General features: G+C 64.2%; 9 protein-coding genes. All 9 read left to right on the top strand.

The genetic code is table 11. The features are described 5' to 3' along the window. The first annotated feature begins 8 nt into the window (after nt 1-8). The 9 genes from aspT (GCN74_RS07560) to GCN74_RS07520 all read left to right on the top strand — a co-directional run bounded on the left by aspT (GCN74_RS07560) (nt 9) and on the right by GCN74_RS07520 (nt 12,157). Nucleotides 9-1,691, top strand: a complete 1,683-nt coding sequence (gene aspT / locus GCN74_RS07560; protein WP_152256090.1) for an aspartate-alanine antiporter — start codon at nt 9-11, stop codon at nt 1,689-1,691. A gap of 55 nt (nt 1,692-1,746) precedes the next feature. Then, the gene (aspT, locus tag GCN74_RS07555) at nt 1,747-3,435 is read left to right on the top strand and encodes an aspartate-alanine antiporter (protein ID WP_152256089.1); all 1,689 of its coding nucleotides are present in this window, start codon (nt 1,747-1,749) and stop codon (nt 3,433-3,435) included. Nucleotides 3,436-3,511: 76 nt separating this feature from the next. Beyond that, nucleotides 3,512-5,125, top strand: a complete 1,614-nt coding sequence (locus tag GCN74_RS07550) for a bifunctional aspartate transaminase/aspartate 4-decarboxylase (protein WP_152256088.1) — start codon at nt 3,512-3,514, stop codon at nt 5,123-5,125. Nucleotides 5,126-5,308: 183 nt separating this feature from the next. Continuing rightward, on the top strand, nt 5,309-6,736 hold the full coding sequence (locus GCN74_RS07545; RefSeq protein ID WP_152256087.1) for a TolC family protein: 1,428 nt from the start codon (nt 5,309-5,311) through the stop codon (nt 6,734-6,736). Beyond that, entirely contained in the window at nt 6,736-7,710 is a 975-nt protein-coding gene (locus GCN74_RS07540; RefSeq protein WP_152256086.1) for an HlyD family secretion protein, read from the top strand. The genes GCN74_RS07545 and GCN74_RS07540 overlap by 1 nt, the downstream gene beginning before the upstream one ends. Before the next feature lie 6 nt (nt 7,711-7,716). After that, the gene (locus GCN74_RS07535) at nt 7,717-8,898 is read left to right on the top strand and encodes an ABC transporter permease (RefSeq protein ID WP_152256085.1); all 1,182 of its coding nucleotides are present in this window, start codon (nt 7,717-7,719) and stop codon (nt 8,896-8,898) included. Next, entirely contained in the window at nt 8,895-10,046 is a 1,152-nt protein-coding gene (locus GCN74_RS07530) for an ABC transporter permease (protein ID WP_152256084.1), read from the top strand. Before GCN74_RS07535 ends, GCN74_RS07530 begins: the two co-directional genes overlap by 4 nt. A gap of 48 nt (nt 10,047-10,094) precedes the next feature. Further along, a complete protein-coding gene (locus tag GCN74_RS07525; protein WP_152256083.1) occupies nt 10,095-11,675 on the top strand; it encodes an AAA family ATPase in 1,581 nt (526 codons plus the stop codon). Then, nucleotides 11,672-12,157: a hypothetical protein gene (locus GCN74_RS07520; protein ID WP_152256082.1), complete on the top strand. Its 486-nt coding sequence runs from the start codon at nt 11,672-11,674 to the stop codon at nt 12,155-12,157. The genes GCN74_RS07525 and GCN74_RS07520 overlap by 4 nt, the downstream gene beginning before the upstream one ends. Nucleotides 12,158-12,162: the final 5 nt, after the last annotated feature.

Raw genomic sequence — 12,162 nt, 5'->3', positions numbered from 1 at the left:
GTTTGTCCATGCTCGATTCGATCGCGTCGGTATTGCACCAGGTTCCGGAATTGGCCTTGTTCCTGGCGCTGGCCCTCGGTTACGCGGTCGGGCAGATACGCTTCGGTCCCATCCAGCTGGGCGGGGTGTGCGGCACCCTGATCGCCGCGCTGCTGATCGGCCAGGCGGGCATCACCCTGGACGCCAGCGTCAAGAATGTCTTCTTCATGCTGTTCATCTTTGCCCTCGGCTATGCGGGCGGTCCCCAGTTCTTTGCCAACCTGAATGCCAAGGGCTTGCGCCTGGGGCTGCTGTGCCTGATCGAAGTGGTGGTGGTGCTGGCGCTGGTGCTGCTGGCCACGCGCTTCCTGGGCCTGGACCAGGGCACGGCGGCCGGCATGATGGCTGGCGCAGCGACGGAATCGGCCGTCGTCGGCACGGCCACGGACGCCATTTCCAAGCTGGCGCTGCCGGCGGCACGCATCGCCGAGCTGCAGGCCAACGTGGTCACCGCCTATTCCATCACATATATCTTCGGCCTGATTGCCATCGTCATCGTCACCAGCCAGATCTTTCCGCTGCTGCTGCGCGTCAACCTGCGCGAGGAAGCGGACAAGCTGTGGGAAAAGATGGGCGGCGCGCAAACGGATGGCGACGGGGTGCAGGCGACGCCGGAAATGGTGGGCCGCGCCTACCGCATCAGCCGGGGCGCGGGACGCCGCCTCGATGCCTTGCAGCATATCTTCGCGGGCCGCGCCAGCATCACGCGCGTGCGCCGGCATGGCAAGGTGCTGGCCCTGGAACCTGCACTGCGCCTGCGCAACAATGACGAGGTGCTGGTGATCGGCCACCGTCCCGCGCTGGTGGCGGCCGAAGCCATCCTGGGCGAAGAATTTGCCGACACGACGGGCTTGAACATGGCTGTCTCCGCCGTGGAAGTGGTGCTGCAGCAGGCGGCCCTCGTGGGCCAGCCCTTGCGCCAGCTGGCCTTGCCGGCCGGCGTGCATGTGGCGGCCGTCATCCGCGGCGAGCACAGCATGCCGCCGCTGCCCGATCTTTCCCTGCAACGCGACGACGTGCTGCGCCTGTACGGCACGACGGAAGGGCGCGAGCTGAACACGGCGCTGGCCGCCATCGGCAAGCGCGTGCCCACGGGCGAGCGCAGCAATATCGTGTACGCCAGCATCGGCATCGTGCTGGGCGTGTATATCGGCGGCTTTACCGCCAAGCTGGGCGGCATCCCCTTTTCGCTGGGCACGGGCGGCGGCGCCTTGCTGACGGGCCTCGTGTTCGGCTGGTACCAGGCACGAAAACCGGGCATGCCGGGCATCCCCCCCAGCGCGCTGGACATGATGAAAGATATCGGCCTGGCCACCTTCATCGCCTGCGTGGGCCTGGCATCGGGGCCGCAGGCAATCGACCTGATCCGCCAGTACGGCCTGTCGCTCCCCTTGATGGGCATCTTGATTGCCGTCATCCCCGCCTCGCTGTCGCTGCTGGTCGGGCACTTTTTCCTCAAGCTGGAAGCGCCCGTGCTGCTGGGCGCCATTGCTGGTCAGCAATGCAGCACGCCGGCCCTGTCGGCCGTGCAGAACGCGGCCGGCAATTCCACGCCCTTGCTGGGCTACACGATTACGTATGCCATCTCGAACGTGGTGCTGCCTTTGCTGGGGCCCCTCATCGTGGCCCTGGCCGGCTCGGTGCACGCGTAAGCCGTCCGCCACGGCGGATGTAACAAGAATTCCTTCAACATGAAAGGCGGTCAGCATGGAATGGTTGCACGAGTTATTCAAGAAGTCGCCTGAAATTGCCTTGTTTCTCTCCCTGGCAGCGGGTTACTACATCGGCAAGATCAAGTTCGGCTCGTTTCAGCTGGGCGGGGTCGCCGGTTCACTCCTGGTGGCGGTGCTCGTCAGCCAGGTGGGCGTCGCCATCGATCCCGGCGTCAAATCGGTGCTGTTCGCGCTGTTCATCTATGCGGTCGGCTATGAAAGCGGACCGCAGTTCTTCAATTCCCTGGGCCGCCAGTCCGTGCGCGAAATCATCCTGGCCGTCGTGCTGGCCGTGACGGCGCTGCTGACGGTGGTCATCATGGCCAAGATCTTCGGCCTGGACAAGGGCCTGGCGGCGGGCGTGGCGGCGGGCGGCCTGACGCAGTCGGCCATCATCGGCACGGCCGGCGACGCCATCACCAAGCTGGGCCTGGCGGCCGACGAGGTGGCGCGCCTGCAGGGCAACGTGGCCGTCGGCTATGCCGTGACGTATGTGTTCGGCTCGTTTGGCGCCATCATTGTCTGCGTCAACATCTTGCCCAAGCTCATGAAACGCACCATCCGCGAAGATGCGATCAAGGCGGAAACGGCGCTGCAGGCGGGCGTGCAGGTGCTGGGGCCGGGCCAGACGCCCGCCGCGCCCGACCTCATCGGCCGCATCTACGAGGTGGGGCCGGGCGCCGGCCGCTCCGTGGCGGACATCGAAAGCGCCAATCCGAACACGGCCATCACCATCGAGCGCGTGAAACGCAATGGCCAGGTCATCGACGTCAGCCCCGACCTGATGCTGGCGGCCGACGACATTGTGCTGTTGGTGGGCCGGCGCGAAGCGATGCTCAGCGTGTCTTCCCAGCTGGGCAAGGAATTGCATGCCGTGGAAGGCATGGAACTGGTCATGCAGCGCCGCGACATGGTGTTGACCAACAAGGCTTACCACAACAAGACGGTGGGTGAAATCCGCAGCGCCACGGCGCCGGGCGTGCGTCACGGCATCTTTGTCGTGCAGCTGAGCCGCATGGGCAAGATCCTGCCCATGCAATCGGAAACCGTGGTGCAGACGGGCGACGTGGTGACCATCTATGGCGCCGAGCAGGACGTCAAGCGCGTGGCGGCCGAAGTGGGCTATATGATCGTGCCGAGCGCCAAGACGGACTTCGTCTACATGGGCGCCGGCCTCGTTGTCGGCCTGCTCGTGGGCTTGCTGGTGGCGCGCATCGGCTCGATTCCGCTGACCCTGGGCAGCGGCGGCGGCGTGCTGCTGTCGGGCCTGGTCTTCGGCTGGTTCCGCGCCAAGCGCCAGACCTTCGGCTACATGCCCAGCGGCGCCGTGCAAATCCTCAAGGACCTGGGCCTGGCCGGCTTTGTCGCCGTCGTCGGCCTGACATCGGGCCTGCAAGCGGTGGAAACCGTGCGCGAACACGGCCTGACCCTGTTTGGCGTGGGCGTCGTCGTGACCATCCTGCCGATGATCCTGACCATGCTGATCGGCCGCTACATCTTGCGCTATGACAACGTTGCCGTGTTTGCCGGCGCCTTGTCCGGCTCGCGCAGCGCCAATCCCGCGTTCGGCGAAGTGCTGAACGCGGCGCAAAACTCGATTCCCACCGTGCCATTTGCCATCACGTATGCGCTGGCCAACGTTTTCCTGACCTTGCTGGGCCCCCTGGTGGTGGCCTTCGTCTGAGTCGGGCGTATCTGCAGGACCCGAGCCGCCTGTGCGGGGCTTTCCCCAAATTGTCAGTTGATAAGGAGTAGCAGAAATGGATTTCAGTAACCCAGAAAAACTCGCGCTGTTGAGCCCATTCGAATTGAAGGATGCGCTGATCCAGACGGCCAAGCAAAGCAACCGCCTGATGCTGAACGCGGGCCGCGGCAACCCGAATTTCCTGGCGACCACGCCACGCCACGGTTTCTTCCAGTTTGGCCAGTTTGCCATGACGGAAGCGGAACGCTCCTATGTGTACATGGAAGACGTGGGCGGCTTCCCCACGCGCGACGGCATCGAGGCCCGCTTTGAAATCTTCGTGCGCAAGCATGCCGATACGCCCGGCGTGCACTTCATCGAGGCGGCCGTGTCGTATGTGCGCGACCAGCTGGGCCTGAGCGCCGGCGACTTCATCTATGAAATGTGCGAAGCCATCCTCGGCTGCAACTATCCCGTGCCCGACCGCATGCTGCGCCTGTCCGAGAAGATCGTGGGCCAGTATATTCACCGTGAAATGGTGGGCGACCATCCCTTCGTCGGCAACTTCGACATGTACGCCGTCGAAGGCGGCACGGCGGCCATGACGTATCTGTTTTCCAGCCTGAAATCGAACCACATCATCCAGGAAGGCGACACCATCGCCCTGGGCATGCCGATCTTCACGCCGTATATCGAGATTCCCCAGCTGAACGACTACAAGCTGAATACCGTGCACATCGATGCGCCGCAATCGAACAATTGGCAATTCACCAAGAAAGAGCTGGACAAGCTGCTCGATCCGAAAGTGAAGGCCTTCTTCCTCGTCAACCCCAGCAATCCGCCATCCGTCAAGATCGACGACGAGACCCTGGAATACATCGCCAGGATCATCAAGAAGCGCCCGGACCTGATCATCCTCACCGATGACGTGTATGGCACGTTTGCCGACAATTTCGTCTCGCTGTTCGCCATGTGCCCGTACAACACCATCCTCGTGTATTCGTTCTCGAAATACTTCGGCGCGACGGGCTGGCGCATGGGCGTGGTGGCCACGCACGAGAAAAACGTACTGGACGAGAAGATTGCCAAGTTGCCGGAAACCATCAAGAAGCAGCTGGACGCGCGCTACCATTCCATCACGACGGAGCCCCGCCAGCTGAAATTCATCGACCGCCTGGTGGCCGACAGCCGCACCGTGGCGCTGAACCACACGGCCGGCCTGTCCACCCCCGTGCAGGCGCAGATGACCTTGTTCTCGCTGTTCTCGCTGATGGATGAAGAGCAGAAGTACAAGCAGTCGATGAAGCGCATCGTGCTGCGCCGCAAGGAAGCGCTGTACCGCGAACTGGGCTTGCCGATGGTGCACGACGCCAATTCCGTGCGTTACTACCACCTGCTGGACATGGAATCGCTGGCCGCGCAGATGCATGGCGAGGAATTCTCGCAGTGGCTGCTGAAAAAGCTGAAACCGAACGAGGCGCTGTTCCGCCTGGCCGAGGAAACGGGCGTCATCCTGTTGCCGGGCCGCGGCTTCGGCACCACGCATCCGTCGGGCCGCGTGTCGCTGGCCAACCTGAACGAATACGACTACGCGAACATAGGCCGCGCCATCCGTGGCATGGCGTCCGAGTTCTTTGCCGTGTTTGAAAAGGAAAAGGCGGGCAAGGGCGCCAAGAAGCCGAAGAAATAAACGGCAAGCGGACGCACATTGACTGACGCCAACGGGCGCCCCGCAAGAGGCGCCCGTTTTGATGTGTCAGCTGCAGTAAGCAATAGTGCAGGCTGAAATAGACATCCTTGCATATAATTGCTATTGTGAAAGTATAAACATGGCAATCCCGTGCTTTCCCCTCATTCATTGACTGGACGCTACATGGGCAGATTGCAAGCACACATCTCAGTATTACTGGCGACCGCCGTGGGCGCGGCCATGCCCGCCCTGGCGCAGCAGCCGGCCGGCGCGCCGCTGACATTCAACGAAGCGCTGCAGCAAGCGGCTGCGGCCTCGGGCGCCGTGCAGGGCGCCGCGCTCGACGTGCGCGCGAAGACACTCAAGGCCGAGGCGCTGTCGAATATCGACGGCCCGTCCGTGGACTTGACGGCGTTCCGCGGCCGCCTGTCGACGGACTTGAACATCGATACCAGCGGCCTGTCCGGCGTGGTGGGCGGCATCGAATCCGTGCTGCCGCCCATTCCCGGCTTGCCTACGCCACACATTCCCAATTCCCTGAACCGCGAAGTGGTGACGGACCTGACTTCGTTCGGCTTGCTGGGCATGTGGCCCATCTACACGGGCGGACGCCTGGACGCCGTCAAGGGACTCGCTTCCAGCCTGACCCTGGCCGCGCAGGCCGAGCGCACGGAAGCGGAAGAGCAGCTGGCCACCCTGGTGGCGCAGCGCTATTTTCAATTGCTGCTGGCCAAGCGGGTGGTGGCTGTGCGGGCCGAAGTGACGGCCGGCGTGACGGAACACCAGCGCGACGCGGCCAGGCTGGAAAAGGGCGGCCTGATTTCGCGCGCGGAACGCCTGCGTGCCGACGTGGCCCTGGACGGCGCCCGCAGCGACGAAGCGCAGGCGCGCAGCGATGAGGAAATCGCGCAAGTGGCGCTCGACCGTTTGCTCGCCGTCAATACGCAAGTGCGTCCCAGCACGCCGCTGTTCGTCAACAGCTTGCCGGTCGGTACCTTGCAATCGTTTATCAGCACGGGCATGCGCGAAAACGCGAACTGGAAGAAGATCGACAGCAAGCGCGTGCAGGCCGAACAGGCGTTGAAGCTGCACGGCAAGGAATATGCGCCCACCGTGTTTGCCATCGGTAATTACAACTTGAACCGCGGTAACGAAAAGCTCGTGCGTTCGAACTGGGCCATCGGCCTCGTCGTGTCCGTGCCGCTCGTGCACCGCATCAATACGGGCAAGATGATCGCCGCCGCCAAGCTGGACCAGGAACGGGTGGAAGTGGTGGCCCGCCAGGCCGAGCGCGATATTCCCACCCTGATCGAAAAGAACTGGCGCGCGCTGGAAAACGCCCGCATCCAGTACCTGTCCACGGCGTCGTCGGTGGAGCTGGCGCGCGAAAATATCCGCCTGCAAACCGTGGCTTTCCAGCAAGGGCAAGTGACGTCGCTGGAAGTGGTCGACGCGCGCCTGAACCTGGCCAAGGTGGAAACGCAGCGCGCGCAGGCAGCCTATAACTATGTGATGGGGCTGGCGCAATTGCTGGAAGCGACGGGCGAGACGCAGCGCCTGGGCAGCCTGGCGGCAGCGGCCGACATCCAATTACCTGTGGACACCAAATAATGAGCACATCCAAAAAACCATTGGCCATAGTCGGCGCCGTCATTGTCCTGGCCTTCGTGGGCTGGGGCCTGTACCAGGCGTTCCAGCCGCAGCGCCTGCCGTTGCAGGGGCAGATGGATGCGCAGGAAGTCAATGTGTCGTCGAAAGTGCCGGGCAGGGTGGGCGAGCTGTATGTCAAGCTGGGCCAGACGGTGCCGAAGGGCCAGGTGCTGTTCCAGCTGACGAGTCCGGAAGTGGATGCGAAGATCGCGCAGGCGACGGCCGCCACGCAGGCGGCCGATGCCGTGGCGAAGAAGGCGGAAGCGGGGGCGCGGCCGGAAGAGATCACGGCTGCGAAAGCCAACTGGGAGCGGGCGCAGACGGGTGCCACCATCGCCCGCACCACCTTTACCCGCGTCAATAATATGTTCGAACAAGGCGTGATTGCGCGCCAGAAACGTGACGAAGCGGAAGCGCAATGGCGCGCCGCCGACCAGCTGGCGCAAGCTGCCCGCGCGCAATATGACATGGCGCAAAAAGGTGCCCGTCCGGAAGACAAGACGGCTGCGGCCGCCCAGGCGCGCCAGGTGGGCGCCGTGCTGACGGAAGCGCAGATCGCGCTGGCGGAAACGAAGATCGCGGCGCCAGTGGCGGGCCAGGTCAGCAAGATCCAGATACAGCCCGGTGAACTGGCGCCGCAAGGTTTCCCCGTGATTACCCTGGTGAAACTCGACGACGCCTGGGCCGTGCTGCAGGTACGCGAAGACGAGATGGCCGCGTTTGCCATGGGCAGCACGCACACGGCGAACGTGCCGGCCCTGAAACAGCAGCTCAGTTTCAAGGTCAGCTCCGTGGCCGTGCTGCCCGATTTCGCCACGTGGCGCGCGGCCCGTCCGGGCGGCACGGACTTGCGTACGTTTGAAATCCGCTTGCGTCCCGCCATCAAGGTCGAGGGCTTGCGTCCGGGCATGTCGGTCGTGTTCCCGCCGCTCTGATCGCCGATGAGCGAAGCGGATAAAGAGCCGGTTTCGGCGCTGGCACGCGAGTGGCGGCGGCTGCGCGGCGACTTCTGGGACTTCGGCATGCTCAGCTGGATTCCGGTGGTGCTGTGCGGCATATTGTGGCTGGTCTTTTCCGCCGGCATCGCGCGCGACCTGCCCATCGTCGTCATCGATAACGACAATTCCACCCTGTCGCGCCAGTTGACGCGCTGGCTCGACGCCTCGCCCGGCATCGAGGTCGCGGCCAAGGTGGCGTCCAGCGACGAAGCCCTCCACCAATTGCGCGAGCGCCAGGCTTTCGGCTATCTGCTGATCCCCAACGATTTCGAACAGAAACTGCTGGGCGGCCGCCAAGCCACGGTGCAATGGCTGTACAACGCGCAGTTTTCCTCGCATGCGGGCGCCTTGCTGCGCGACGTGCGCACGGTCAGCACGACCTTGTCGGCCGGTATCGAGATGACGGCGCGCATGAAAAAAGGCATGTCGGGCGTGCAGGCGGCGGCCCAGTTCGAACCGATCCGCACCACCTTGAACAGCCTGTATAACGACAACATCAGCTATGAGGCATTTTTGACCTTGGCCCTGATGCCGGCCATGCTGCAGATTTTCATCGTCGTCGCCGTCGTCACGTCCATCGGACGCGAGTTGCGCGACGGCACGGTACCGCAATGGCTGGCCTCGGCCCATGGCAGCTGGCCGCGCGCAGTCGGGGCCAAGCTGCTGTTTCCCCTCGTCGCCTACTGCGCGCTGGCGCTGCTGTATCTGCTCTTCTTCAGCCTGGCGCGGGATTGGGCCGTGGCGGGCAGCTTGCCGGCGCTGCTGCTGAGCATGCTGCTGCTGGTGCTCGCGTATTGCGGCCTGGCTACCTTGCTGATCGCCGCCACCCTGTCCCTGCGCCTGGCCCTGTCGGGCGCCGCCTTCATCACGGCGCCGGCCTTCGCGTTTGCGGGCCAGGCCTTTCCCTTGATGGCCATGCCGGCGCCGGCCCGCGCCTGGGCGGAAGCCTTGCCGCTCACGCATTATCTGCAGCTGCAAACGAAATACTGGCTGGCCGGCGCACCGTGGCGCTATGGCGTGCAGGAAATGCTGATACTGGCCGGCATCGCCATCGGCTGCGGCGCCGTGGGCGTGCTGCTGCTGGCGCGCCGCGCGCATGCGCCTGCGGCCTGGGGGCGCACATGATCTGGTCCGCCTTTGTCGCCACCTGGCGCGCCATGCTGACGGACAAGGGCGCGCTGACCTTGCTGTTTATCGGCGGCATCATCTATTCGTTTTTTTATCCGCTGCCGTATTCGACGGAAATCGTCCAGCGCGTGCCCGTGGCCGTCGTCGACCAGGACCGCAGCGCCATGTCGCGCCAGCTGACGCGCTTTGCCATGGCCCATCCATCGCTGCACGTGGTCGCCGTCACGCCGGACTTGCCCGTCGCGCAAGATTTATTGTGGCGCGACCAGGTCATGGGCGTATTGATCATTCCCGACGGCTTGCAGACGGACGTGCTGGCCGGCCGCGCCGCCCATGCGCAGGTGGCGGGCAATGGCTTGTATTTGATGCTGAACAAGGTTGCCTTGAACGGGCTGGCCGAAGTGGTGGGCACGGTGTCGGCCGGCATCGAGCTCAAGCGTTTGGGCGCGGGCACGCCTTCGGCCGTCCAGGCCAGCCAGCAGCGCTCACCCATCGCCTTCGACGCCGTGCCCTTGTTTAACGTCAAGGAAGGCTATGGCGCCTATGTCGTGCCGGGCGTGGCCACCCTGATCGTGCAGCAGACCTTGCTGATCGGCATGACCATGCTGTTCGGCACCTGGTACCAGCGCCAGGCCTTCCCCGTGCCGGGCAAGCGCACGGCGGGCGGCTATGCGGGCATGCTGCTGGCGTTTGCCTGCGTGGCCTTCCTCAACTGCTGCTATTTCTTCGGTTTCGTCTTCTGGTTCCAGGATTACCCCCGTGGCGGCAACTTTGGCGGCATGCTCTTGCTGCTGGTGCTGTTCTCGCTGGCGGAAGCGGCGTTCGGCATGCTGCTGGGCATGCTGTTCCGCACGCGCGAGCGGGGCACGCAGCTGATGATCGCCACGTCGATGCCCGTGCTGTTCCTCGCGGGCCTGACCTGGCCCGTGTCGTCCATGCCCGTCGTGCTGCAATGGCTGCGCTGGCTGCTGCCATCGACGGCCGGCATCCAGGGCTTTGTCGCGCTCAATCAGATGGGCGCCTCGCTGTATGAAATCCGCCATGAAGTGGCAGGCTTGCTGGCCTTGCTGCTGGCCTGCGTGGCGCTGGGCTGGCGGCGCTGGCGCACGATGGACGAAACTGTTGTCGATTTGAACAAGGCTTAACTGGGCCGATATGCAATAATTTCGTTTCCGCCACGTTGCCTGTCCATCATGTCAGCCTTTAATCTGTTCCAGCGCCTGTCCCAAGCCCCTACCAAGCCCAAGGCGGCGCCTGCCGCGCGGCAATTCGACGTGGCGGACCTGTACCAGGGCCCCATCGCGCTGGGAGCGGAAGGCGAGGCGCAAGCCCGGCCTTTCGATGAAAAGCTGCGCCAGGCATATTTCTGGATCGTCAACCACGCCATCATCAGCCCCCATTACGACATCGAGTACAACGACGGCCCGTCGCAGACGTATGCCGTGGGCGACAGCCGCCGCACCCTGAACCTGCCGTCGGCGCAAAGCTATTCCAGTTTTATTTTGCTGCCCCTGCTGACGTTCGCCACGCGGCGCAAATGCCTGTTCGTGGGCGGGCCGGGGCGGGGCAAGACGGCCAGCGCCTTGCTGATGGGCGTGCTGGCCGGTTCCACCGTCAAGGAAGTCAAGCGCGCCATGCAGCATGGCCATCCGCAGATGACGGTGGCCGACTTGCTGGGCAATCCGCTGCCGGCCGACCTGGTGAACGCGCAAAGCATGGACGATATCCGCATCGCCTGGCGCGCCTGGCTGGGCATGCGCGTGAAAATCGTCGATGAATACAACCGCATCCCCACGCGCACGCAAAGCGCGCTGCTCACCGTGATGGGCGACAATTACGCGGAAGTGCTGAACCACATTTACGAATGCCCGGAAGCGGCCTGGTATCTGACGGCCAACGACGACCAGGGCGGCGGCACCTACCAGGTGATCGAGGCGCTGCGCGACCGGGTCGACGTGACGGTGCAGGCGCTGGCCTTCAACCCCCGCTTCCTGAATGAACTGCTGCTGCGCGTGGAAGAAAACGTGCGGCCCGAAGAGCTGGTGCCGCCCGATATCATCTTCACGGAAGCAGAAGTGGATCAGATTGGCAACGATATCCGCCAGGTGGCGGTGCCCGAGGCCGTGCGGCGCCGCCTGGAGTTTTTCGCCAGCCAGTTCGAGCTGTTCGAGACGGCGGGCGGCCAGTTCGAATACATGACCAAGGATACGGCCCGCCTGTCGGGCGCCGACCGTGGCGCCGCGCAGGCGGCCGACAATGGGCGCGACCGCCTGAAGGACCTGGGCTGCCAGACCTTGAACGGCATTTCCGTGCGCACCCTGATGGCGCTGCTGATCTACGCCAAGGCCATGAGCTACTTCCGCGGCAATGGCGAGGTGGAGCTGGAAGACTTGCGCCAGGTGCTGCCGTTCGTCCTGCATAACAAGCTGCAGCCGGACCCGGATGCGCCATTTTTCGCGCTGCCGGAAAACGCCGCCTACCGCAGCGACAGGCTGGGCTGGCTGCGCCGCCTGTTCGACCTGTCGAACGATGAATTCAACCGCCTGGACCTGGACCGCGACGATCCTGTCGGCGTGCTGTCGGCCGAATTCGACCTGGGCCTCGACGGCGTCAGCGAACGCGAGACCCTGGCGCGCCTGAACCGCATCGAAAAGCTGATCGGCGAGCGCACGAAGGGACGCAAACTGTACGGCCCCCTGTACGACGATTTGCTGAAGCTCAAATATCTGCACCAGCGCTATACGAATTACCGCAGCTGGCTGCGTTCGCAATGAATTCCGCACTGAACATCGACCATTGCCGCGGCTTTCTCGACGCGCTGGCCATGTTGAACAGCGAGGCCAGCGACCTGTGCGCGACCTACGAACTGCAACGGCTGCCCGATGCGCCCGACCTGCTCACGGCGCTGGGCTTGCGCGTGGAAGATGACGCGCTGCATGCGGGCTCCCCGGCGTGCGCGCTGCCGGCGCCCCTGTGGCAGATCACGGTGGCGCCGTGCGGGCGCGCGCACCTGGAGCAGGTGTGCCGGCGCTGGTTCTTCTCGTCGGAGCACATGCGGACGGCGCCGCCGGACCGTTTCCGCGCCTGCCTCGTCAACGCCTTCCTCGACGCGCTGGACATGTCGCTGGCCGGATTCGCTGCGCACGCGGTGACGATGACCTTGCCGCCTGGCGTCTGGTATGCGATCCACTGGAACGAGATCGCGTTCGAATCGGGGAGCGAACGCTATCTGCTGCATTTTTCGCATAGCGATTGAGGGAT

The sequence above is a fragment of the Janthinobacterium sp. FT14W genome, from assembly GCF_009208755.1.
In the GTDB taxonomy this organism is placed as follows: Bacteria; Pseudomonadota; Gammaproteobacteria; order Burkholderiales; family Burkholderiaceae_D; genus Janthinobacterium; species Janthinobacterium violaceinigrum.
This window is presented reverse-complemented; position numbering and strand designations above follow the sequence as displayed.